The sequence below is a fragment of the Nitrogeniibacter mangrovi genome (assembly GCF_010983895.1).
Classification (GTDB): domain Bacteria; phylum Pseudomonadota; class Gammaproteobacteria; order Burkholderiales; family Rhodocyclaceae; genus Nitrogeniibacter; species Nitrogeniibacter mangrovi.
Genome location: NZ_CP048836.1, coordinates 3,558,778 through 3,581,388, shown reverse-complemented (window position 1 = coordinate 3,581,388; position 22,611 = coordinate 3,558,778). Strand labels below are relative to the sequence as shown.

Genomic DNA, 22,611 nt, shown 5'->3' with positions numbered 1-22,611 from the left:
CGGGGGTGGGGGTGGCGGCAGTGGCGGCGCTCGTGAGACACGCGGAGAGCACGGCGGCACGACCCAGGTGCTGGATGCATGAAGTGATCATTTTCGTTTCCTTGGCAGCTTGAATGTGCTTGGTGATTTGTCGGGTTATTGGTTCTAATGAGCCATATTCTGGATATTTGCGTGCTGATCAGGCAGGTCGTATGGTGCGTTTCAATGGTCAAAATCGAGCGTCTGATGGATTGGCGCCCGCTGGATTGATCGAGCGGGTTCGGCCATGAGCGGCGTGGATGTCCAGCCGCCGTTTCGGTATGTCGCTTTCCACAATCCAGCGCTTGAGCGGCTGGGGATCGAACTGATGAGCCCGGCCCGCCTCCGGCAGCGTGTGGATGCCGGGGTGATGGCCCAGCCGGAGCGTGTGGACTTCTTCATGCTGATGCTGGTGTCCGACGGCTCGGGGCGTCACACGGTGGATTTCGTCGACTACCCCCTGGGGCCGGGGGCGGTGATCTTCGTCCGGCCCGGGCAGGTTCAGCGATGGCATCTCGAGGGGGATTACGGGGGCATGCTGGCGCTGGTGTCGCCGGTCGCGTTGCCGCAGAACACCGCGGTGGGTGATGCGCGGCGCGAGCGTGATCTGCTGTTGCTCGATCAATGGCCGACGCATGCCTGGCTCGACGGGCCCGGGCACGCTCGGGTTGGCGACAGTGCGGCGGGTCTGGAGGCCGATTTCGCGCGTTACGACGGCAGCGAGCGCGACGTGCAGCTCGTACGGCACGAGTTGCTGGTGGTCATGCTGCAGCTGGCCAAATGCCATGCCGCGACCGGGGCAATATCGGAAAGCGCCGGCGTGACACAAGGCCCCTATCGCCTGTTTGTCGATGCCCTGGAGCAAGGCTTTCGCGCGCAACACAGCCTGCAGTACTACGCGGTGCGGCTGGGGTATGCCGCCAGCACGCTGAGTCGGGCCTGTCTTCGCATGGAAGGGCGCAGCGCCAAACAGGTCATCGATCGGCGGGTGACGCTCGAAGCGCAGCGTCTGCTGGCCCATGCGGATACGCCGGTGGCGACCATCGGGCATGCGCTGGGCTTTTCGGAGCCGACCAACTTCGTCAAGTTCTTTCGCCGCATGACCGGGGTGACGCCGGCGGCCTTTCGGCAGCGCTATACCGGCGATCGCGAGGGGTGACCGGGCCTCGGTGCGACGGAGGCATCGGCGCGATTTCTTGATTGTCACAATTGCGTACATTTGCGAAGAAGTTGCGCAAAGGTGGCTTGCCAGACTCCTTCTCCAACGAGGGCCTCGATGCCCCGGCCGCCCACCGGCGGTCACCCATAACGGAGGAGAGGAGACGGGTATGTCAGACCCCCAGGCTCAGGCTGCGCTGGACACGTTCCCGCGCCTGCTGATGCAGCATGCGCGCACCCGGCCGGACCGTCCCGCCATGCGCGAGAAGGAATTCGGGATCTGGCAGACCTACACCTGGGCCGATGTGGCCCGGGAGGTGAGGGCGATCGCCTGTGGCCTGGCGGAGCTGGGATTCCGGCGCGGCGATCGCCTCGCCATCATCGGCGACAACCGGCCCCGGCTGTACTGGTCGGTGGCCGCTTGCCAGTGTCTGGGCGGGATTCCGGTCCTGCTCTACCAGGACGCGGTGGCCGAGGAGATGGTCTACGTGCTCCAGGACGCCGAGATCCGTTTCGCCGTGGTCGAGGACCAGGAGCAGGTGGACAAGATGCTCGAGATCAAAGGCGATGCGCCGGTGCTCGAGCATGTGATCTACGACGACGCGCGCGGCATGCGCCACTATGCCGACACCTTCCTGCTCGGGCTCGACGAGCTGATCGCCATGGGCGAGAACCATGACCGCAACCAGCCCGACTTCCTCGACGGCGAGATCGACAAGGGCGAGGCCAACGACATCTCGGTGATGCTCTACACCTCGGGCACCACCGGCAAACCCAAGGGCGTGTGCCAGACCCACCGAGCCTTCATCGAGTCGGCCCGGGGCGGCCAGCAGTTCGACAAGCTCACCGACCGCGAGGACATCCTCTCCTACCTGCCCATGGCGTGGGTGGGCGACCACCTGTTCTCCTACGCCCAGGCCATGGTCGCCGGCTTCACCATCAACTGCCCGGAGTCGGGCGAGACGGTGATGACCGACCTGCGCGAGATCGGGCCCACCTATTACTTCGCACCGCCGCGCATCTTCGAGAACCTGCTCACCACGGTGTTGATCCGCATGGAGGACGCCGGCTGGATCAAGCGCAAGCTGTTCGCCTATTTCATGGACGTGGCCCGGCGCTGCGGGGCGGACATGCTGGACGGCAAACCGGTGTCGACCGGCGACCGGTTCAAGTACGCCCTGGGCAGCCTGCTCATCTACGGCCCACTCAAGAACGTGCTCGGCTTCTCGCGCATCCGCGTCGCCTATACGGCGGGCGCGGCCATCGGGCCGGACCTGTTCCGCTTCTACCGCTCCATCGGCATCAACCTCAAGCAGCTCTATGGCCAGACCGAGACCTGCGCCTACGTGTGCCTGCAGCCGGACGGCCAGATCAAGCTCGACTCGGTGGGCAAGCCGGCGCCGGGGGTGGAGGTGAAGCTGGCGGACAACGGCGAGATCTTGGTCAAGGGGCCGATGCTGCTCAAGGCCTACTACAAGCGGCCCGACGCCACCGCCGAATCGCTCAACGAGGACGGCTACTTCCTCACCGGGGATGCCGGCTTCTTCGACGAGGATGGCCATCTGAAGATCATCGATCGCGCCAAGGACGTGGGCAAGCTCACCAGCGGCGCCATGTTCGCGCCCAACTACATCGAGAACAAGCTCAAGTTCTTCTCGCACATCAAGGAGGCGGTGGCCTTCGGCAACGGGCACGACTACGTGACCGCCTTCATCAACATCGACCTGGAAGCGGTGGGCAACTGGGCCGAGCGTCGTGGCCTGGCCTATTCGGGTTACACCGACCTGGCCGCCCAGGAGCCCGTGTATGCGCTCATCCGCGAATGCGTCGAGGAGATCAATGCCCAGCTCGCCGCCGACCCGATGATGAGCGAATCGCAGGTCCGGCGCTTCCTCATCCTGCACAAGGAGCTGGACGCCGACGACGGCGAGCTGACGCGGACCCGCAAGGTGCGCCGCAAGTTCATCTCGGAGAAGTACGGCGAACTGATCGAGGCCCTGTTCTCGGACAAGACGCACCAGTACATCGAGACCGAGGTGAAGTACGAGGATGGTCGCCAGGGCAAGATCTCGGCCGACCTGCGCATTGTCGACGTGAAGACCTTCGCGTCCCAGGCCGCCCGGCCTGCTGCCTGAGGAGAGGACATGGCACGGGAAATCGGCGACGTCATCCTGAACCTGGAGAACATTTCGCTCTCCTTCGGCGGCGTCAAGGCACTCACCGACATCAGCTTCGACGTGCGCGAGCACGAGATCCGTTCGATCATCGGCCCCAACGGCGCCGGCAAGAGCTCCATGCTCAACGTGATCAACGGGGTGTATCACCCGCAGGAAGGGCAGGTGACCTTCCATGGCGAGGTGCGTCGCGAGATGGAGCCCTACATGGCCGCCTCGCAGGGCATCGCCCGCACCTTCCAGAACATCGCCCTGTTCAAGGGCATGAGCGTGCTCGACAACATCATGACCGGGCGCAACCTGAAGATGAAGTGCAACTTCCTGCAGCACGCCCTGCACTGGGGCGCGGCGCGGTGCGAGGAGATCGAACACCGCCACAAGGTGGAGGAGGTGATCGACTTCCTCGAGATCCAGAGCATCCGCAAGACCCCGGTGGGCCGCCTGCCCTATGGCCTGCAGAAGCGGGTGGAGCTGGGCCGCGCGCTGGCCGCCGAGCCCTCCATGCTGCTGCTCGACGAACCCATGGCGGGCATGAACGTGGAGGAGAAGCAGGACATGTGTCGCTTCATCCTCGACGTGAACGACCAGTTCGGCACCACCATCGTGCTCATCGAGCACGACATGGGCGTGGTGATGGACATCTCCGACCGGGTGGTGGTGCTCGACTACGGCAAGAAGATCGGCGATGGCGAACCGGACGAGGTGAAGAACAATCCGGAAGTGATTGCCGCCTACCTGGGCACGTCCCACTGAGCGCCCGGAGGGAGACACGCAATGCAATTCTTTTTCGAAGTCCTGATCGGCGGCCTGCTCTCCGGCGTGCTCTACGCGCTGGTGGCCCTCGGTTTCGTGCTCATCTTCAAGGCCTCGGGCGTGTTCAACTTCGCCCAGGGCGCCATGGTGTTCTTCGCCGCGCTGACCTTTGTCGGCTTCATGGAGGTCCTGCCCGGCTGGACCGGCCTGGAGGCCGGTGGCACCGCGGTGTTCTGGCTCGCCTTCGTCCTTGCCCTGGCGAGCATGATCGTGCTGGGCATCCTCACCGAGAAGATCGTGCTGCGGCCGCTGGTGAACCAGCCGCCCATCACCCTGTTCATGGCCACCATCGGGTTGAGCTATCTGGTCGAGGGCATCGCCCAGGGCATCTGGGGCGCGAGCGTGCGCGGGCTGGATCTGGGCATCGAGGACGTCCCGGTCGAGACCCTGATGGACAAGTTCAACATCCTGGTCTCGAGCTTCGACGTGTTCGCGGCGGTCGCCGCCGGCGTGCTGGTGGCGGTGCTGGCGCTGTTCTTCCAGTACACCCGCATCGGCCGCGCCCTGCGCGCGGTGGCCGACGATCACCAGGCGGCGCTGTCGATCGGCATTCCGCTCAAGCACATCTGGGCCATCGTGTGGGGCGTGGCCGGCTTCGTGGCCCTGGTGGCCGGCATGATCTGGGGCGCCCGCAACGGGGTGCAGTTCGCGCTCACCTACACCGCGCTCAAGGCGCTGCCGGTGCTGATCCTGGGCGGCTTCACCTCGGTGCCGGGTGCCATCGTCGGGGGGCTGATCATCGGCGCGTCGGAGAAGCTGGCGGAGGTATATGTGGGCCCGATGGTGGGCGGCGGCATCGAGTCCTGGTTCCCCTACATGCTGGCGCTGGGTTTCCTGCTGGTTCGCCCCGAGGGGTTGTTCGGCGAGAAGCACATTGACAGGGTGTGAGCACCCACGCTTGGGGCTGGCGCCCCGGCGCTGCCCCCCCCCGAGGGGGCGGTCACCCGCCTTGGGGCGGCCCGGCGGGAGTGGTGGGCCCCCCACGCTTGGGGCTTCGCCCCCGGCGCTGCCCCCCGAGGGGCGGTCACCCGCCTTGGGGCGGCCCGGCGGCGGGTGGGGAGCGATTGTGATGTTGATTGAATCGATTAGACGAATGCGTCCGGAGACAACCCATGCTTTACCGTGAAGCCGGTCAGTTCAAGACCACCTACGAGGCCGATCAGCAGATCTTCCCGATCGCGCAGGACCGCATCGGCATCGCGCTGCTCATCGGCGTCTTCGCCCTGGTGGTGCCGCTGATCGCCGACGAGTACTGGCTCAAGGCCATCATCACCCCGGTGCTCATCTTCTCGCTCGCCGCCATCGGCCTGAACATCCTCACCGGCTACGCCGGTCAGCTCTCGCTCGGTTCGGCGGCCTTCATGGCGGTGGGGGCCTTCGGCGCCTACAACGTCATCCTGCGCATCGACGGCATGCCCTTCATCCTGGCGCTCATCCTGGGCGGGGTGTGCGCGGCCATCGTGGGCATCCTGTTCGGCCTGCCCAGCCTGCGCATCAAGGGCTTCTACCTCGCGGTGGCGACGCTGGCGGCGCAGTTCTTCATCGTCTGGGTACTGGTGAAGGTGGAGTGGTTCTCCAACTACTCGTCCTCGGGGGTGATCACCGCGCAGGCGATCGAGATCTTCGGCTACACCTTCGAGAGTCCGGAGTCGAAATACCTCCTGACCCTGGCCATCGTCGTGGTCATGGCGCTGCTGGCCAAGAACATGGTGCGCTCGACCACCGGGCGCATGTGGATGGCGGTGCGCGACATGGACGTGGCGGCCGAGGTGATCGGCATCCGCCTGATGCGCACCAAGCTGCTGGCCTTTGCGGTGTCCTCCTTCTACTGCGGCGTGGCCGGCGCGCTCTACGCCTACGCCTACATCGGCACCGTGGAGCCCGAGGGCTTCAACCTGGATCTGTCCTTCAAGATCCTGTTCATGATCATCATCGGCGGGGTCGGCTCGATCATGGGCTCTTTCCTGGGGGCGGCCTTCATCGTGCTGCTGCCGATCTTCCTGGACAACTTCGTGCCGGTGGTGCTGGGGGACCTGGTGTCCGCCAGCTTCGTTTCGAATCTTCAGCTCATCGTCTTCGGCGGGCTGATCATCTTCTTCCTGATCGTCGAACCGCACGGGCTCGCGCGCCTGTGGCAGATCGGCAAGGAAAAACTGCGGCTGTGGCCGTTCCCGCACTAGACCGAACCCTCCGGGACGGTCACCTGACTCGCTAGACGCGCGACACATCAATAAAGAGAGGAGACATCCATGAAGCTCAAGCAAACGGTTGTACTCGGCGCCGCCATCGCCGGCCTGCTGGGATCCGCAGCAGCCTACTCGGCCGAGCAGTTCATCGGTCTGCCCAGCTACCGGGTCGGGCCCTACGGCGCGAACGGTGCTTCGCTGTACGGCGGCTGGATCGACTACATGCAGATGGTCAACGACCGCGACGGCGGCGTCGGTGGCGTCAAGCTGGTGTGGGAAGAGTGCGAGACCGAATACAACAACGCCCGCGGCGTCGAGTGCTACGAGCGCCTCAAGAACAAGGGGGAGACCGGCAACTCCAGCTTCCAGCCGCTGTCGACCGGCATCACCTACTCGGTGATCGACAAGGTCGCCGAGGACAAGATCCCGCTGGTCACCATCGGCTATGGCCGCACCGATGCCGCCGACGGCCGCGTGTTCCCGTGGGTGTTCCCGCTCATCACCACCTACTGGTCGCAGGCCTCCGCCATCGTCAAGTACATCGGCATGAAGGCCGGCGGCATGGACAAGCTCAAGGGCAAGAAGATCGGCCTGCTCTACCACGACTCCGCCTATGGCAAGGAGTCCCACGCGATCATGGACAAGCTGGCCGAGAAGCATGGCTTCGAGGTGGTCAAGATCGCCGTGGCCCACCCGGGCAACGAGCAGCAGGCCCAGTGGCTGCAGATCCGCAAGGAGCGCCCGGACTACGTGATCCTGTGGGGCTGGGGAGTGATGAACTCCACCGCCATCAAGACCGCCGCCAAGACCGGCTACCCGCGTGACAAGATCGTCGGCGTGTGGTGGTCCGGCTCCGAGGAGGACGTGATTCCGGCCGGCAGCGTGGCCAAGGGCTACACCGCCGCCGGCTTCAACGTCGCCGGCGCCGGCTATCCGGTCATCAAGGACATCGAGCAGCACGTCTATGCCAAGGGCCACGGCAACATGGAGAAGAAGGATCTGGTCGGCTCGGTGCTCTACAACCGCGGTGTGGTGCACGGGATCATCATGGTGGAGGCGCTGCGCACCGCGCAGAAGAAGTTCGGCGAGGGCAAGGCCCTGACCGGCGAGCAGGTGCGCTGGGGCTTCGAGCACCTGGACATCGATGCCGCCCGCCTCAAGGCACTCGGGGCGTCCGGCTTCATGCCGCACCTGAAGGTCAGCTGCGAGGACCACGAGGGGTCCGGCAAGGTCAAGTTCCAGACCTGGGACGGCAACCAGTGGAAGGTCGTGACCGACTGGGTCGAGGCCGATCGCGGCGTGGTGCGCCCGATGATCGAGGCCTCCGCCGCCGCCTACGCCAAGGAGAAGGGCATCACCCCGCGCGACTGCAGCAAGGAGATGTGATCCGCCCGGACGGGCGTCGCGGTGCCGCGACGCCCCCGACCTCCCCGATCCGGGGAGGTCGGCCGAGGGCATGCTCCACCGTGCCCTGCGCCGACCTTCTCTTCCACGCGCCGCCAAGCCGGCGCCCCGAGTCAACGCTGGCAGGACGATCCGAATGCATACCGCCACCGCCGAAACGACAACGCAAGCCGCGCCCTACCTGAGCGTGAACAACATCGAGGTCATCTACGACCACGTGATCCTCGTGCTCAAGGGGGTCTCGCTCGAGGTGCCCAAGGGCAAGATCGTGGCCCTGCTGGGGGCCAACGGCGCGGGCAAGTCCACCACGCTCAAGTCCATCTCCAACCTGCTGCGCGCCGAGCGCGGCGACGTGACCAAGGGCAACATCGAGTTCAAGGGCCGCCGCATCGACCAGATGACCCCGGCCGACCTGGTGCGCAAGGGCGTGATCCAGGTGATGGAGGGGCGCCACTGCTTCGAGCACCTGACCATCGAGGAGAACCTGCTCACCGGCGCCTACACCCGCCCCGACGGCCACGCCGGCATCAAGCGCACCCTGGAGATGGTCTACGACTACTTCCCGCGCCTGAAGACCCGCCGCGCCTCCCAGGCGGGCTACACCTCCGGCGGCGAGCAGCAGATGTGCGCCATCGGCCGCGCCATCATGGCCAACCCCGAGATGGTGCTGCTCGACGAGCCCTCCATGGGCCTGGCGCCGCAGATCGTCGAGGAGATCTTCGAGATCGTGAAGGATCTCAACCGCAAGGAGTCGGTGAGCTTCCTGCTCGCGGAGCAGAACACCATGGTGGCGCTGCGCTACGCCGACTTCGGCTACATCCTCGAATCCGGCCGCATCGTCATGGAAGGGGATGCCAAGGACCTGGCCAACAACGAGGACGTCAAGGAGTTCTACCTCGGCCTGTCGGGCGAGGGGCGCAAGAGCTTCCGGGATGTGAAGCACTATCGCCGGCGCAAGCGCTGGCTGTCGTGACGGCGCCACCACGCCACGTCTGGCGGCGTTGCGCGCCTTGCCAGACGCGCCGTGCTGACGCCCTGGAGCGATCATCGCGGCTGCAAACGTCGCCCGGGCGAGCAAAGCGACGCCGGGGACGATGTGATTCATTGTGAGGATAGATCCCGGATTCCGCTGCGCTGCATCCGGGCTACGCGAGAAACAAGAGGCGCGGCACGCAAGCAACAAAGGAATCACCATGAGCCATTTCGACGAGCGAGAAACCCGTGACCCCGCCGAGCGCGAACGCGAACTGCTGGCCCGGCTGCCGGCCCAGATCGGCCATGCCCGGGCGCACACGGCGGCCTTCGCGCAGCTGCTGACCGACGTCGATCCGGCGACCATCACCTCCCGCGAGGCGCTGGCGGCGCTGCCGGTGACGCGCAAGTCCGACCTGCTCGAACTGCAAAAGGGCGCGCGCCCGTTCGGCGGCTTCGCCGCCGTGACCTGGGGGCGTCGATGCGCCCGCGTGTTCGCTTCGCCGGGGCCGATCTACGAACCCGAGGGCGCCCGCCCCGACTACTGGCGTCTGGCGCGCGCCTTCCATGCCGCCGGCTTTCGCGAGGGCGACCTGGTGCACAACACCTTCGCCTATCACATGACCCCCGCCGGCTCGATGATGGAGACCGCCGCCCATGCGCTGGGCTGCTCGGTGTTCCCCGGCGGGGTCGGGCAGACCGAGCAGCAGCTCGAGGCGATCCGCGATCTGCAGCCCAACGCCTACACCGGCACGCCCTCGTTCCTGCGCATCCTCATCGAGAAGGCTGACGAGGCCGGCATGGCGATCCCGTTCACCAAGGCCTTCGTCTCCGGCGAGGCCTTCCCGCCCAGCCAGCGCGATGCGCTCCTGGCGCGGGGCATCGCCGCCTATCAGGCCTACGCCACCGCCGACATCGGCCTGATCGCCTACGAGACGCCGGCCCGCGACGGCCTGGTCATCGACGAGGACGTGTTGGTGGAGATCGTCCGCCCCGGCACCGGCGATCCGGTACCCGAGGGGGAGGTGGGCGAGGTGGTGGTCACCACCTTCAATCCGGATTACCCGCTCATCCGTTTCGGCACCGGCGACCTGTCCGCCATGCTGCCGGGCGCCAGCCCCTGCGGTCGCACCAACGCCCGCATCAAGGGCTGGATGGGGCGCGCCGACCAGACCACCAAGGTCAAGGGCATGTTCGTGCATCCGGGCCAGGTCGCGGCGGTGCTCAAGCGCCATCCGGAGGTGGCGCGCGCGCGCCTGGTGGTGGACAATCCCGACCTGACCGACCGCATGACCCTGCAGTGCGAGGCGACTGGCAGCGTGGGCCTGCACGACGCGCTGATCGAGTCCCTGCGCGAGGCCACCAAGCTGCGCGGCGAAGTGCGCTTCATGGCCCCGGGCACGCTGCCCAACGACGGCAAGATCATCGACGACATCCGCCGCTACGATTAGGGTCCACCGATCCTGACGGGGCGGCGGCACCAACCGCGGGAGTCCCCATGCCCCATCCCCCCCGCCCGCTCGAGGGCGTCACCGTCATCGACCTCACCCGGCTGCTGCCCGGCCCGATGGCGACCATGCACCTGGCCGACCTGGGGGCCGAGGTCGTCAAGGTCGAGCCGCCCGGTGGCGACTACGCCCGCGTCATGGGCGCCATGGACGGCCCGGTCAGCCATTTCTTCGAACTCGTCAATCGCAACAAGAAGAGCCTCGAGCTCGATCTCAAGGACGCGACCGACCGGCAGGTGCTGCTCGGGTTGGTCGACGGCGCCGACGTGCTCTTCGAAGGCTTCCGCCCGGGGGTGATGGCCCGGCTCGGGCTCGACTACGCCACGTTGGCGGCGCGCAACCCGACGCTGGTGTACTGCAGCATCACCGGCTACGGCCAGACCGGGCCCTATGCGCAGCGCGCCGGCCACGACATCAACTACCTGGGCTATGCCGGCGTGCTCGACCAGATGGGCGCCGCCGGCGAGGCGCCCGCCCTGTCCAATCTGCAGGTGGCCGACCTGCTCGGTGGGGCGCTCACGCCCCTGGTCGGCGTGCTCGCCGCCCTGGTCGACGCCCGCGCCCGGGGCCAGGGCCGTTACCTCGACGTGGCCATGACCGATGCGGCGCTGGCGCACAACATCTTTCCCATGGCCCAGGTGCGGGCCGACGGCGCACCGCGCGCGCGCGGCGAGGATCTGCTCACCGGCGGCGTGCCCTGCTACGGCGTCTACGCCACCCGGGACGCGCGCTACATGGCCGTCGGGGCGCTGGAGCTCAAGTTCTGGCAGCTGGCCTGTCGCACCCTCGGCCGGCCCGACCTGGAGCCCTACCATCTGTGCGAGGGCGAGCGCGGTGCCTATGCGCGTCAGGAACTCGCACGCCTGTTCCGCACCCGGACGCAGGCCGAGTGGACCGCCGTGTTCGACGCCGTCGACTGCTGCGTGACCCCGGTGCTGCGTCTTGACGAGGCGCTCGCGAATGCCCAGATCGCGGCCCGCGGCATGGTCGGCACGGTGGCCGGCCGGCCCCAGTGCGCGCCGCCCTTCGGGCTGGCCGGGGTGGACCTCGCCGGGGCCCGGCGCGCGCCGGCGCTCGACGCAGATGGACAGGAATTGCGTGCGCGTGCATCCAGATCCACGACTCGACCGTAGAGTCCATGCGGCGCATCCCACGCGCCGGGAAAACAACCATGCTTGACGACCGATTGATCCGCCGCCTGATCCTGCGCAGCGCGGCCCGGGAGGCCGAAGCCTTCGAGCAGCTCTACCAACTGACCGCGCCGGTGCTGATGGCGGTGGCCTTCAAGATCACCGGGCGGCGGGAGCTGGCCGAAGAGGTGCTCCACGACGCCTTCGTGAAGCTCTGGCACGAGGCCGGACGCTTCGACGCCAGCGCCACCCGGCCGGTGGCCTGGATGGCCACCATCGTGCGCAACCGCGCCATCGACGTGGTCAGCCGCGCCGACGTGGCGCGCGTGGCCATGGTGGAGGATGTGGAGGCGCTCATCGACACCCAGTTCGACTGGGCGGATTCGGCGGAGGCGGCCGAGGGGCAGCGGCAGATGCGCCACTGGCTGCGCGACTGCCTCGACGAACTCAAGGGCAGCGAGCGCCAGGCGCTGGTGCTGGCCTACCTGCACGGGCTGAGCCACGGGGAACTGGCGCGGCATCTGTCCGCGCCGCTGGGCACCATCAAGTCCTGGGTCCGTCGCGGCCTGCGCAGCCTGAAGAGCTGCGTCGAATCCTGTTCGGGGTCGCCCTCATGAGGCTCGGCCCCTCCCCCCATCTGGACGCGCTGTGCGGCGAGTACCTGCTCGGCACCCTGCAGGGCGCCGCCCGGCGGCGGTTCGAGCGTGCCCTGGCGCAGGAACCCCTGGTGGCCAGCCGTCTGGCGAGCTGGCGCAATGTCGTCATCCCCCAACCCGCGGAGGCCGAGCGCATGCAACCCGACGCCCGACTCTGGCAGCGCATCGCGCGCGACCTGTCGCTGCATCGATATCGCACCCCCTGGTATGCGCGCGTCGGCCTGTGGCGCGGCTGGGCGCTCGCGGCCACGACCGCCCTGGTCGTGTGGAGCGGCGTCGCCCTCGTCTCGTTCGAGCCGGCCATGGCGCCGCTGGCGACCCTCGCCAGTACGACGGGGCAGGCCCGGCTCAGCGTGGCCATGTCGTCCGATCGGCGCTGGTTGCAGCTCACCTCCACGCGCACCGTGCAGGCCGGGCCCGGCCAGAGCTTCGAGCTGTGGCTCCTGCCGGCCGACGGCTCGGCGCCGCGGTCGATGGCGGTGCTCGGCGAGCTCGGCGGCCGGGTCGCGGTGCCGGCGCCGCTGCGCGACCGTCTCGGCGCGGGGGTGAAACTGGCGGTGTCGGTGGAACCGCCCGGCGGTTCGCCCACTGGCGCGCCGACCGGTCCGGTGATTCTCGTCGGCGCGGTGGCGCCGGGCTGATCCGCTCGGGGGATTGTCGCCATGAACAAAACAAGGCCGCGGAGCGCGGCCTTGTTTGCGACGTGAGGCAGGCGGTCAGGCGATGAAGGCGGCGGGCACCGGATCTTCCCCCAGGGCGTTGAGCAGCACCGCCCAGTGCATGGTCTCGTCACCGAGGATGCTGGCGGCGGCCTTGGCCAGGTCGCGGTTGGCGAACTTCGGCACCGCGCCCAGGTAGGCGCTGGCGGCACCCTTTTCGAGGCCGGCGGCGAAGCGCAGCACGTCCGCCTGGTTCTTCAGGTCGCCGACCGGGAACTGATAGTCCGACGCACGCTTGGCCATCACCGCGCGGCCACCGAGCTTCTCGATGGTGCCCGCGAGGATGTCGGCATGGGCCTTGTGATGGCCCTGGAAACCCACCGCCACGTCGAGCACCGGTTTTTTCAGCAGACCGGATTCGGCACCGACCTGGTAGGCGGCGATGGCCTGGTATTCCAGGCCGAGGGCGACGTTGAGGATGGCGATGTCGTCGGCTTCGTTCATCTTGCCCTTGGCGGCCAGCGCCCGTCCCGGCGCCGCGAGGCCGAGCGCGGTGGTGGCGCCGAGCGCGAACAGGCTGCCGGACTTGAGGAAGAGGCGGCGTTCCACACGCTGGATCGAGGCGTTCATGTCCTTGTGATTCATGATCAGTCTCCTGGTCGTTGATGGCGGGCCGGGGTGGCCCGTCCTGCCTCCTGTACGGCCGAGCACGCCCAGTGGATGCGGAAGCTACGCATTGCGGCGGGTGCCGCCGTGGGTATGCTTGCGTGCATGGATACCGTGTTGCTTCTGTTGCCGGACTTCTCGCTCATTGCGCTCGGCGTGCTGCTGCGCCGGCATGGCGGCTTCGGCGACGACCTGTGGGCCGGCCTCGAGCGCCTGGTGTATTTCGTTCTCTTCCCGGCGCTGCTGTTCGGGGCGCTGGCGCGTGTCGAGATCTCGCTGGAGACGACGCTGCCGCTGTTCCTCTCGGGCCTGGCGGTGATGGTGAGCGGTTTCGTGCTGGGGTGGCTGCCGCGGCGCTGGATGGGGCTGGCGCCGATGAGCTTCGCCTCACGCCTGCAGTGCGCCTACCGCTTCAACACCTATATCGGCATGGCGGTGGCGGGCCAGGTGTTCGGTGCCGCCGGGCTGGCGACCATGGGGGTGCTGTGCGGGACCATGGTGCCGTTCGCGAACGTGATGGCGGTGAGCGTGCTGGCGCGCCACGGTCAGGGGCGGATCGGGCGCGAGCTGATGCGCAACCCGCTCATCCTGGCGACCCTCGCGGGGCTGCTGTTCAATGCCGCCGGCCTGTCGCTGCCGGTGCCGGCGGCGGCCTTTCTCGGCCGCCTGGCCGATGCATCGATCGCCCTCGGGCTGCTGGCGGTGGGGGCCGCCCTGCGCTGGGGCCGGGTGGGCGGGCACTGGGGCGGCTCGGTGTGGATCGCGGCGGTCAAGTTGCTGGCCCTGCCGACGATCGCGTGGTCGATCACCGGCGTGGCCGGGCTCGACGGGGTGGCGCGGGGCGTGCTGGTGCTGTTCGCCGCGCTCCCCTCGGCGTCGTCGGCCTACATTCTGGCGACGCGCATGGGCGGCGACGGCCCGGGCGTGGCCTGGCTGATTTCGGCCACCACCCTGGCCGCCATGCCCACCATGGCGTGCTGGCTGGCCCTGGTGCGCGGCTGAGGGCCGCGCCGCGGGCTCAGGCTTTCTTGGCCGGCGCGCGGCGGGTGCGGGGGGTGCCGGTGGTACCGCTCTTCTTGGCAGTGCTCGTGGGGGTCCGCTTGCGCGGGGCGCTCGAGGGGCTGGCGGCGGGCTTCTTGCGCGGCGCGGCGGGCTTCTTCTTTGCGGTGCGCGGCTTGGCGGCCGGCGCGGCGTCGGCGGCCGGCTCGCCCATCAACTGCCAGGGCCACATGGCGGCGTTGGCGGCGGCGTTGGTCGCGGCGGCGGCGGCGGAGGCGAAGGCGTTGGCGGCATGGGCCGCCGCCTCGGCGCCATCGTCGCTGGCGGTGTCGGCCTCGGCGGCGTCACCGTCCGGCGTCGCGGTCTCGGCCTGCCCCATCCACGGCCAGCCGGCAAAGGGATTCGACGTTTCACCATCGCCCGGGTCGGTGGATGTTTCCGCCTGGCGGCGCGCCGCGTCGCCCATATGGCGCAGGGTCATCAGGGTGGCGCGCTGCATCTCCAGCCCCTGGATGGTCATCTGCAGCATGTTCAGGTTCATCTTGAGCCAGCCCTCGACCGCTTTCATGTCGGCGATGCGCTTGTCAAGCTCATCGACATCGACGGTGGGGGTGACCATGCCCGGCAGGGAGAAGCCCATGCCGTTCCACATGTTGCGGACGAATTCGAGCGGATCGGAGTGAGATTCCTGCGACATGGCGATGCTCCCGTAAGGCCGGTGGTTGGGTGGTTTCAGGTTCGATCCTAGCGCAGACGCGGTGCGGAAGCATGGTGCACGGCAGCATCCTGCGCTTCAGCCGCGCTTCTCCGTTTCGGTCTCTTCGTCACGCTGGCTGAGCAGGCGTTGCATGACCGCCCGCAGCTTGGCCGGGCGGACCGGCTTGTGCAGGATGGGGAGGCTGGCGGCGCGCGCGCGGTTGATGACGTCGCTGCCGGTGTCGCCGGTGATGAGGATGCTGCGCAGGCGGTAGCCCACCAGGGCCGCGATGCGCTCGATCACCTCCAGCCCGGTCTGGTGGCCCTGGAGGCGATAGTCGGTGATGAGCACCTCGGGCGGACGGGTCGGGTCGAGGAGGGCGAGGGCCTCGCCGAGGGAACTGGCGGCGGTGACCTCGCAGCCCCAGGCGGCCAGCAGGCTGTCGAGGCTGGCGAGCGCGAGCGGATCGTCGTCCACCACGAGGACGCGGGTGCCGTCGAGGGTGCCGGGCGGGCGCTCGGCCGGCGCGATGTCCGGCTCGGTCTGCGGCGCGCAGCGCTCGACGCGCACCCCGAACACGGAGCCGTGGCCCGGCCGTGAGCGCAGCATGAGGGTGTGCCCGAGCAGCAGGGTGAGGCGGCGCACGATGGCCAGGCCGAGGCCGAGCCCCTTGGTGCGGGCCCGTTCCGGATTGTCGAGCTGGACGAACTCCTGAAAGATCACTTCCTGCTTGTCGGTGTCGATGCCCTTGCCGCTGTCGCGCACCTCGACGCGCAGCTGGTCGCCGTCGGGGCGGCAGGCGATGAGGATGGTGCCCCTGGGGGTGTAGCGGATGGCGTTGCTGACCAGGTTGGAGAGGATGCGTTCGAACAGTAGCGGGTCGGTGCGGATCCAGGCGGCGCAGGGGCGGACCCGCAGGCGCAGACCGCGCTCCTCGGCCCAGATCTGGAAGTCGTTGTCGATGCGGTCGAGGATCGGCTGCAGCGGGCTGGCCACGATCTTGGGTTCGAGGGCGCCGGCATCGAGGCGCGAGATGTCGAGCAGGGAGTCGAGCAGATTCTCCATGGCCTCGGCGGAGGCCTGGATCTGGCGCACCAGGCGATGGGTCTCGGGCGGGTGGGGATGCTCCGCCAGTTCGGCGATGAACAGCCCTAGCGCGTGCATGGGCTGGCGCAGGTCGTGGCTGGCCGCGGCAAGGAAGCGCGACTTGGCCATGTCCGCCCGTTCCGCCTCGTCGGTGCGGTTGCGCAACTCGGCAGTGGCCTCGTCGATCCGCTGCATCATTTCCCGATGGGCCGACTGGAGCCGTTCGGCCATCTCGTTCACCCCCTGGCCGAGCCGTTGCAGGCTGCCGCCGCCGGACACCCGGACGCGGTCGTGGAGGTGGCCGGCGCCGATGCGCGCGACGATGCGCGCCACGTCGCGGATCGGCTCGCTGACCCCCTGGCTCATGCGGATGGCCAGCAGCACGCTGCCGATCAGGACCAGCAGCAGGGCGCTGGCGCCGGCATTGAGGAGTTGGTCGCGTTGCTCGTTGAGCCGGGTGTTGGAGATGTCGATGATGATCCCGCCGAGGGGGTGCTGGGCCAGGCTGGTGCCATTGTCGAAGCCGGATTCGCCGATATTGAGGCGGACCGGCTCGATCGGCTCGAAGAAGCGGACCGTCTGCGCGAGCCCCTGCTGCGAGGCGGCGCTTACCGGCGCGGAGGCTGGGGGCGGTTCGACGCGACCGGCGCGGGCCAGGGCGCGGCCACTGGCATCGACGGCGAGGACGCCGAGCACGCCTTCTTCGCGCAGGGACGTGTCGAGCAGGCGTTGCAGGTCCTCGATGTTGTTGGCGAACACCGCGTACTCGGTGGCGGTGGCGACCTGGCGGGCAAGGGCACGGCCACGGTCGGAGTAGGCTTGCTCCAGATCGGCCAGACGCAGGTGGGTGAAGTAGGCGATCATGAACGCGCCGAGCACGATGGCCGGCGCCACCGCCACCAGCACCACCCGGGCGCGCACTCCCCAATTACGAATCATGGCTGGTCGCCTTCCGTGCGCCGGATCGACGCTTCGAGCGCACCCGGCGTCGGCAGTTCGAGCGAGAGCGAGCGCGCCACGTGCGGGTTGGTGCTGACCGAGAAGCGAACCGGATAGGCCGGTGCCGGCAGCGGGTTGCCCGATAGCGCGGAGTCGACCACCCGCGCGACCTGGTCACCGACCTGCTCGGGGGTCGAATACACCGCCAGGATGGCACCGGCGCGTACATAGGCAGGCGAGAAGCCGATCACCGGCGTGCGCTCACGGTAGGCGGTCAGCAGAATGTTCTGGATGGTGAAGTTGTTGTAGACCGAGGTGTCGGGTACGGCCACCAGCACGCCGTCGGGATCGAGCACGTCCCGCAGGGCGTTGTACAGCGGCGTGTCCTCGTCGATCAGGGCGCTCCGGAGGGTGATGCCAGCGTCGTTGGCGACCGTTTGCATGTCGTCCACGTAGGTCCGTGAGGCGGCACTGAACACCATGGCGATGCGTTCGGTGCCGGGCAGCGCGGCGCGGATCAGCGCCAGCTGGCGCGAGGCCGGCTGGTCGATGTACACCGCGCTGCGCTGCGCCCCTGAGCGCACGCGGGGCAGGCGGGTGTAGGTCTGGTGGGTCAGCAGCGCACAGATGAGCCGGTCGGGCTGGTGGCGTCCGACCACGACTTCGGCGGCCCGGGTGCCAATGGTGACGACCAGGGTGGCGCGGGCGAGCAGCGCCGAGGTGATCTGCGCGATGGGTACCGATTCGACCGACACCGACGGGCGCGATTCGGCCAGCCGGTCCTTGATGCGCCGCGCGGTCTGCTCGTAGGCGGGGGCGCCGTCGCTGAGCACCAGCAGGGTGTCCGCGGCCCGGGCATAGGGCATCGCACCCGTCAGGGTGGCCAAGAGCAGCAGGAGGCGGATCCAGGCGCGACGCATCCGGGCGGCGGGGTCAGTAGGTCAGCCTGAGGGTGACGTAGCCCTCGGGCGGGCGGACGAGATCCTGGTGGAAGTCGCTGACGCCGCCCCCGATCCGGTCCATGCCCACCGCCAGCTCGGCGCTGGAGACGCCGGCGCGCCAGCGTTTGGCAATGCGGGCACTGCTGTAGTGATAGGGGCGGACCGTATCTTCCGGATCGCTGTCGTACCAGCTCATGCCCCCCACGAATCCATGCTGGACACTCATCTGCCAGTCGTGAGGCAGCCGGATCGACGCGAATAAGGCAAAGGCATGGTGTGGGGCACTGAGTTCGGCGGGCGGATCGTTGCTTTTCAAATGGGTGTAAGCATAGTGCCCCCCGATCCATGTGTCATGTGTCGAACGATATAGAAATGACAGTTCGGTGCCATGAATGTCGGCTGCGCCGCCGCCGATGTATTTCGGTGCCTCGCCGTCGTGGTTCAGCGGCGGAGCGGGGACGATGTTGCTGGTGGCGGTGTCGCGGCGGATCATGTCCCGGATCTGTTCGACATAGACACGCAGGTCGATGTTGCTCTGGTGGTCGGCCGATTCATGCCGCAGGCCCAGTTCCCGCGTGGTGACCCGTTCCGGCGGCAACTCGCCCGAAGGCTGGAAGGACTGGAACAGCACGACGCCGCCGAGGGCTTCGGCATAGCGCACGTCGGCCCGGCGTTCGAACGGCGTGAGGTTGCGGTAGCCGCGGCTCCACGCGGCCCGGGCGGTGGTGCGGTCGGTCAGGTGCAGGTTCGCGGCCAGTCGGGGCGAGAAGCGGGGGCCGGCGGCGTCGGTGTCTTCGAGCAGGGCGCCAGCGTTGAAGGTCCAGGCGCGGCCCTGGCGATGCTCCAGGTTGGCGAACAGGCGCGTGTTGCGGATGTCGATGTCGTCGCGGGTGTTGAAGACGCGTTGCGAGGCGACCCGGTCGCTGCGCAGGCCCGCGCCCCACACGATGCGGTCGTCCGGCCCCGGATGGATCAGGTGCTCGAATTCCAGATCGTCGCGCAGGGCACGGGTGTGCTGGGCACCATCGACGTAGGTGCCGACGGGAATGCCGTAGACCGCCAGCAGCACCGCGGATGGCACGCCCAGGTAGGACGACAGGGAGGGGATGAAGAAGCCCGGGTCCTCGGCCCGTTCCTCCTGGTGGAAATAGGTGAGCTTGATCTCGTCGTCGGTGTTCAGCTGGCGCCGCCAGCGGACTTCGCCGAAACCGGTGTAGCTGTCGACGGTGCGCTCGGGGTCGGTCACGCTGTCGGCGACACCCTTGCCGGCGCGGGTGTCCACGAAGCCGAAATGGAACTCCACGGTGTCCAGGGCACCGAGCTGCCAGTCCACGCGGGCGTCGGCGCGCTGATGTCGGTAGCTGTCGTTGAGGCCGTCGAGGCCGTCTTCGCGTTGCTGACCGAGGGTCAGGCGCGCGGTGGCGTCCCCGAGTCGCTGGCGTATCGACACCATGCGCTCGTGGAGGCCGTTCGCCCCTTCGGTGATGCGGGCGCGCAGGCGCGGCGTTTCCGCCGCCGGCCGGGTGATGATGTTCACAACGCCGAGGAAGGCGTTGCTGCCGTAGGCGGCGGCGTTGGTGCCGCGGAACACCTCGATGCGTTCGATGTCGTCGATGTCCACGCTGATCTTGGCCCACTCGATCCCGCTGACGAAATAGGGCGAATAGGCCGAGCGGCCGTCCACCCGGACCAGCATGCGTCGGGGGGCGTCGTCCGACAGGCCGTGATAGCTGGTCAGCGGCGTGGCGCCGTTGGCGCGACCGATCTGGATGCCGGGCACGAAGCGCAGCAGTTCGGCCACATCGCGCGCGCCCGAGGCGCGGATCATGTCGCGGTCGATCACGGTGACCGCGCCCGGGGCGTCGTTGAGTGGCTGGATCAGACGGGCCGCGGAAAGGACCACTGGGACGTCGCCGAACAGGGCCAGTTCCGAGGTGACCGGCGCGGCGGCGAATACCGGGCCGGCGCAGCCGATGCCGATCAGCGCGAGATGGGGCAGGAGTCGTTGTCGCATAAGGGCGGCGGAGCGGTTTCGAACCGTTGCATTGTTGCCCGGATCGCGCCGTGAAACCAGCGTCGGGACCGGTGTCTCATCGCCCCCGCGGCGCGGACTTTTCCGATGTCATTTTTGCCGCGCTCAGGTATGCTCGGTTTCTGTGTACATGCCGGTATCGGAGTGATGACGTGGTACGCGGTCGGAACGGCTGTCGTGCTATGCTTTCGGAATGAATGCGATGAATCTGACAGCTGCTGCACCCACCCCTTCGCAGCACGCCGAATTGATCGGAGGCGGTGTCGTGACGAGAATTCTGGTGGTCGAGGACCACGTGCTGGTGCGTGAAGCCATGGCGCAGACCCTGCAGCGCCTGGACGAGCAGGTCGAATGCGTCGGCGTCAAGACGGCGGACGAGGCCCTCGAGGAGCTGGAGCGCAATCCGGATCGCGACCTGGCCGTCATCGATCTCATGCTGCCGGACATGAACGGTTTTTCGCTGCTCGGGATTCTCGCCAAGCGCTTCCCGGAATTGCCGGCCATCGTCGTCTCGGCCCTGGACGACAGCGCGTCGATCCAGCGCGCGATGAAATCCGGCGCCTCCGGTTTCGTGCCCAAGTCCTGCTCAAGCGAGGAACTGCTCGATGCGATCCGCATCGTGCTCGATGGTGGCATCTACACGCCCAAGGAGGAGGCGGGCAGTGCCCGTCGCCGGGGGGGCGCGCCGATCCAGGAACGTTTCGGTCTGACCACGGCGCAGACGCGGGTCATGGAGCTGCTGGCCCAGGGCAAGACCAACCGTGAAATCGCCGATCTGCTCGGGTTGTCGGAGGGCACCGTGAAGGTGCACATGTCGGCGATCTTCCGTGCTCTCAACGTGACCAACCGCGCCCAGGCAGTGCTGGTCATCACCCGCCACGGGGCACGGCTGTAGGGGCTACGGACCTCGGGGCGACCCCGCCCCGATGATGCATCAGGACGTCAGTGGGTGCCGCCTGCGAGCGCCGCCAGGGTGTCCGTGCGCGCAAGGCCTTCTTCGCTGTCCGCCGCCGACGCCATCGTGCCCGATTCGGGCTCGTCCATCACATCGGCGTATTCGATCTCCAGCACCTCGAGCATCTGGCGCGCCAGCCGCCGGCAGCTGTTGGCCAGCTGCGTCGGCAGCTGATCCGGGACCTCGCTCTGCAACAGCAGTTTGGATGCGGACAGGCTGTTGACCGGCCGCAGGATGCGGTGGCGGTAGGCGCCCATCAGCTGGGCGACGCTTCGGTCCGCCGCCTCGCGCGCCCAAGGGTTGGTCGGCCACTGGGAGGGCAGGGCATAGGCGCGCGGAAAGCGTTCCAGATCGGCGAGCACGGTGCGGATGTCCTCGTGGGATTCGCGGAACGGCAGCAGCACGATGTCGGCCAGGGCGTAGAGCTTGCGGTCCACCTCGGGGCGGTTGCCGCCGCCGTCGATGACGCCGAGCCAGCCGTCCAGGGCGCGCAGCTTGTCGGCGACCTTGGCCAGGGCTTCGGGGGTGCGGGCGTCGGCCGTCACGTAGCGCCGCCCTTCGGGCCGCAACGGTTCGCGCGCGGTGTCGGTGAGCACGCAGGCAGAGCGCTGGCCGAGCAGGCCCAGGCCCTGGCAGAGCATGTGCGACAGCGAGGTCTTGCCGGTGCCGCCCTTGTTTCCGATGATGCAGATGATGTCAGCCATAGGGGTGTTTCCGGTGCGCGGCGGTGTGGCCGCATGGTGACCATTATGGTGACGATGCGCGCGGGGGCGTGGCGGGAAGTGACCGGGTTTTTTCTCCCTTTTCGCCGCTTTTGGCAGTGCACGGCGCACCGATTTCGTAGAGGTACAGGGGCCGCCCGCCGGTCTGTTGCGGGGTGACGGTGCGCACCGGCTCGACCCCGGGGATCGCAAAGCTGTTGCTCACCAGCAGGCTGCCCGGGCGCATCTGGGCGCAGGCCTTGCGCCACACCTCGGGCATCGGCACCGGCGAGAGGAACACGTAGACCACGTCGTAGGGTGCCCAGTCGTGCGCCCAGAAGTCACCGCGCAGCCAGCGCAGGTTCGCCTGGCCGGCACACAGCAGGCGCCCGATCAGCCACGGGCCGGGGGCGGTTTCGATGCCGGTGAGGTGGGCGCGGGGAAAGCGGCGCGCGAGCGGGCGCAGCGCCGAGCCGGTGCCGGCGCCGGCGTCGAGTAGCCGGACGTCGTCGCGTGGCAGCAGCGCCGCGAGGGCGTCCACGGTGCGCCGGTTGCTGAGGAACAGGGGCACGCGGGAGCGAAAGCTGGTCCAGTAGAAAACGGCCAGCACCACGAAGGCGGCTAGATACCAGCCCGGTGCAATGGCCAGTTGGCTCGCGAGCCAGATCAATGGCGTGAAGCCCAGGTGCAGCGCCAGCCACCAGCGTTCGGCGCGCAGCAGATGGGCCACGGCGGCGGCCAGGGTGCCCTGGACGAGCGCCAGCGGAAGGCCGGTCACCGGGGCGCCGAGCCGGAGCAGGGCGAACAGCAGCAGCCAGCCGGCCGCCTGGGCCAGCAGCAAACGCAACACGGGCACGATCGCGGCTCGCATCAGGATGACGATGTCGCCATCCTAACGGGCATCGACCCGCGCCGAT

At 68.2% G+C, this 22,611-nt stretch carries 19 protein-coding genes and 1 pseudogene; 13 read left to right on the top strand and 7 right to left on the bottom strand.

Annotated features, from left to right (window positions below; genetic code table 11):
- Positions 1-346 precede the first annotated feature (346 nt).
- The 11 genes from G3580_RS16605 to G3580_RS16555 all read left to right on the top strand — a co-directional run bounded on the left by G3580_RS16605 (position 347) and on the right by G3580_RS16555 (position 12,660).
- Positions 347-1,177: an AraC family transcriptional regulator gene (locus G3580_RS16605; RefSeq protein WP_173767372.1), complete on the top strand. Its 831-nt coding sequence runs from the start codon at positions 347-349 to the stop codon at positions 1,175-1,177.
- A gap of 169 nt (positions 1,178-1,346) precedes the next feature.
- Positions 1,347-3,311 carry an AMP-dependent synthetase/ligase gene (locus tag G3580_RS16600; RefSeq protein ID WP_173767370.1) on the top strand — a complete coding sequence of 655 codons (1,965 nt, stop codon included), beginning with the start codon at positions 1,347-1,349 and terminating at the stop codon, positions 3,309-3,311.
- A gap of 9 nt (positions 3,312-3,320) precedes the next feature.
- Entirely contained in the window at positions 3,321-4,103 is a 783-nt protein-coding gene (locus G3580_RS16595) for an ABC transporter ATP-binding protein (RefSeq protein WP_173767368.1), read from the top strand.
- 21 nt (positions 4,104-4,124) lie between these two features.
- The gene (locus tag G3580_RS16590; protein ID WP_173767366.1) at positions 4,125-5,051 is read left to right on the top strand and encodes a branched-chain amino acid ABC transporter permease; all 927 of its coding nucleotides are present in this window, start codon (positions 4,125-4,127) and stop codon (positions 5,049-5,051) included.
- A 224-nt stretch (positions 5,052-5,275) separates the two neighbouring features.
- The gene (locus G3580_RS16585; protein ID WP_173767364.1) at positions 5,276-6,343 is read left to right on the top strand and encodes a branched-chain amino acid ABC transporter permease; all 1,068 of its coding nucleotides are present in this window, start codon (positions 5,276-5,278) and stop codon (positions 6,341-6,343) included.
- A gap of 69 nt (positions 6,344-6,412) precedes the next feature.
- The gene (locus G3580_RS16580) at positions 6,413-7,735 is read left to right on the top strand and encodes an ABC transporter substrate-binding protein (protein WP_173767362.1); all 1,323 of its coding nucleotides are present in this window, start codon (positions 6,413-6,415) and stop codon (positions 7,733-7,735) included.
- Positions 7,736-7,889: 154 nt separating this feature from the next.
- The gene (locus tag G3580_RS16575) at positions 7,890-8,726 is read left to right on the top strand and encodes an ABC transporter ATP-binding protein (protein ID WP_173767360.1); all 837 of its coding nucleotides are present in this window, start codon (positions 7,890-7,892) and stop codon (positions 8,724-8,726) included.
- 220 nt (positions 8,727-8,946) lie between these two features.
- Complete coding sequence (locus tag G3580_RS16570) at positions 8,947-10,176, top strand: phenylacetate--CoA ligase family protein (RefSeq protein ID WP_173767358.1); 1,230 nt, start codon at positions 8,947-8,949, stop codon at positions 10,174-10,176.
- Positions 10,177-10,223: 47 nt separating this feature from the next.
- Positions 10,224-11,366 carry a CaiB/BaiF CoA transferase family protein gene (locus tag G3580_RS16565; RefSeq protein ID WP_173767356.1) on the top strand — a complete coding sequence of 381 codons (1,143 nt, stop codon included), beginning with the start codon at positions 10,224-10,226 and terminating at the stop codon, positions 11,364-11,366.
- Between the two features lie 38 nt (positions 11,367-11,404).
- Positions 11,405-11,980, top strand: a complete 576-nt coding sequence (locus tag G3580_RS16560; protein ID WP_173767354.1) for a sigma-70 family RNA polymerase sigma factor — start codon at positions 11,405-11,407, stop codon at positions 11,978-11,980.
- On the top strand, positions 11,977-12,660 hold the full coding sequence (locus G3580_RS16555) for an anti-sigma factor (RefSeq protein WP_173767352.1): 684 nt from the start codon (positions 11,977-11,979) through the stop codon (positions 12,658-12,660). The genes G3580_RS16560 and G3580_RS16555 overlap by 4 nt, the downstream gene beginning before the upstream one ends.
- 75 nt (positions 12,661-12,735) lie before the next feature.
- On the opposite strand, the gene G3580_RS16550 is transcribed toward G3580_RS16555, so the two are convergent.
- The gene (locus G3580_RS16550; RefSeq protein WP_228720697.1) at positions 12,736-13,323 is read right to left on the bottom strand and encodes a ferritin-like domain-containing protein; all 588 of its coding nucleotides are present in this window, start codon (positions 13,321-13,323) and stop codon (positions 12,736-12,738) included.
- A 126-nt stretch (positions 13,324-13,449) separates the two neighbouring features.
- Between G3580_RS16550 and G3580_RS16545 the strand changes: the two genes are divergently transcribed.
- Entirely contained in the window at positions 13,450-14,346 is an 897-nt protein-coding gene (locus G3580_RS16545; RefSeq protein ID WP_173767351.1) for an AEC family transporter, read from the top strand.
- Positions 14,347-14,695: 349 nt separating this feature from the next.
- Here G3580_RS16545 and G3580_RS20120 read toward each other — a convergent pair.
- The 4 genes and pseudogenes from G3580_RS20120 to G3580_RS16525 form a co-directional block, all read right to left on the bottom strand.
- Positions 14,696-15,040 (bottom strand): annotated as a pseudogene (locus G3580_RS20120) (PhaM family polyhydroxyalkanoate granule multifunctional regulatory protein); the annotation flags it as partial.
- Between the two features lie 96 nt (positions 15,041-15,136).
- Positions 15,137-17,065, bottom strand: a complete 1,929-nt coding sequence (locus G3580_RS16535; protein WP_173767347.1) for a hybrid sensor histidine kinase/response regulator — start codon at positions 17,063-17,065, stop codon at positions 15,137-15,139.
- Positions 17,062-17,985: an ABC transporter substrate-binding protein gene (locus tag G3580_RS16530; RefSeq protein WP_173767345.1), complete on the bottom strand. Its 924-nt coding sequence runs from the start codon at positions 17,983-17,985 to the stop codon at positions 17,062-17,064. Before G3580_RS16530 ends, G3580_RS16535 begins: the two co-directional genes overlap by 4 nt.
- Positions 17,986-17,998: 13 nt before the next feature.
- A complete protein-coding gene (locus G3580_RS16525; RefSeq protein WP_173767343.1) occupies positions 17,999-20,020 on the bottom strand; it encodes a TonB-dependent receptor plug domain-containing protein in 2,022 nt (673 codons plus the stop codon).
- Between the two features lie 283 nt (positions 20,021-20,303).
- On the opposite strand from G3580_RS16525, the gene G3580_RS16520 reads away from it, so the two are divergent.
- Positions 20,304-20,933, top strand: coding sequence for a response regulator transcription factor (locus tag G3580_RS16520; RefSeq protein WP_173767341.1), 630 nt, complete (start codon positions 20,304-20,306; stop codon positions 20,931-20,933).
- Between the two features lie 47 nt (positions 20,934-20,980).
- Here the strand turns inward: G3580_RS16520 and G3580_RS16515 are convergent, their stop codons facing one another.
- Both G3580_RS16515 and G3580_RS16510 read right to left on the bottom strand, forming a co-directional pair.
- Positions 20,981-21,697, bottom strand: a complete 717-nt coding sequence (locus tag G3580_RS16515; RefSeq protein ID WP_228720696.1) for a hypothetical protein — start codon at positions 21,695-21,697, stop codon at positions 20,981-20,983.
- Positions 21,698-21,740: 43 nt separating this feature from the next.
- A complete protein-coding gene (locus tag G3580_RS16510; protein ID WP_173767339.1) occupies positions 21,741-22,565 on the bottom strand; it encodes a class I SAM-dependent methyltransferase in 825 nt (274 codons plus the stop codon).
- Positions 22,566-22,611: the final 46 nt, after the last annotated feature.

Coding starts and splice junctions, on each gene's coding strand:
- G3580_RS16605 (WP_173767372.1), top strand. CDS start 347: ATGAGCCCGGCCCGCCTCCGGCAGCGTGTGGATGCCGGGGTGATGGCC.
- G3580_RS16600 (WP_173767370.1), top strand. CDS start 1,347: ATGTCAGACCCCCAGGCTCAGGCTGCGCTGGACACGTTCCCGCGCCTG.
- G3580_RS16595 (WP_173767368.1), top strand. CDS start 3,321: ATGGCACGGGAAATCGGCGACGTCATCCTGAACCTGGAGAACATTTCG.
- G3580_RS16590 (WP_173767366.1), top strand. CDS start 4,125: ATGCAATTCTTTTTCGAAGTCCTGATCGGCGGCCTGCTCTCCGGCGTG.
- G3580_RS16585 (WP_173767364.1), top strand. CDS start 5,276: ATGCTTTACCGTGAAGCCGGTCAGTTCAAGACCACCTACGAGGCCGAT.
- G3580_RS16580 (WP_173767362.1), top strand. CDS start 6,413: ATGAAGCTCAAGCAAACGGTTGTACTCGGCGCCGCCATCGCCGGCCTG.
- G3580_RS16575 (WP_173767360.1), top strand. CDS start 7,890: ATGCATACCGCCACCGCCGAAACGACAACGCAAGCCGCGCCCTACCTG.
- G3580_RS16570 (WP_173767358.1), top strand. CDS start 8,947: ATGAGCCATTTCGACGAGCGAGAAACCCGTGACCCCGCCGAGCGCGAA.
- G3580_RS16565 (WP_173767356.1), top strand. CDS start 10,224: ATGCCCCATCCCCCCCGCCCGCTCGAGGGCGTCACCGTCATCGACCTC.
- G3580_RS16560 (WP_173767354.1), top strand. CDS start 11,405: ATGCTTGACGACCGATTGATCCGCCGCCTGATCCTGCGCAGCGCGGCC.
- G3580_RS16555 (WP_173767352.1), top strand. CDS start 11,977: ATGAGGCTCGGCCCCTCCCCCCATCTGGACGCGCTGTGCGGCGAGTAC.
- G3580_RS16550 (WP_228720697.1), bottom strand. CDS start 13,323: ATGAATCACAAGGACATGAACGCCTCGATCCAGCGTGTGGAACGCCGC.
- G3580_RS16545 (WP_173767351.1), top strand. CDS start 13,450: ATGGATACCGTGTTGCTTCTGTTGCCGGACTTCTCGCTCATTGCGCTC.
- G3580_RS16535 (WP_173767347.1), bottom strand. CDS start 17,065: ATGATTCGTAATTGGGGAGTGCGCGCCCGGGTGGTGCTGGTGGCGGTG.
- G3580_RS16530 (WP_173767345.1), bottom strand. CDS start 17,985: ATGCGTCGCGCCTGGATCCGCCTCCTGCTGCTCTTGGCCACCCTGACG.
- G3580_RS16525 (WP_173767343.1), bottom strand. CDS start 20,020: ATGCGACAACGACTCCTGCCCCATCTCGCGCTGATCGGCATCGGCTGC.
- G3580_RS16515 (WP_228720696.1), bottom strand. CDS start 21,697: ATGGCTGACATCATCTGCATCATCGGAAACAAGGGCGGCACCGGCAAG.
- G3580_RS16510 (WP_173767339.1), bottom strand. CDS start 22,565: ATGCGAGCCGCGATCGTGCCCGTGTTGCGTTTGCTGCTGGCCCAGGCG.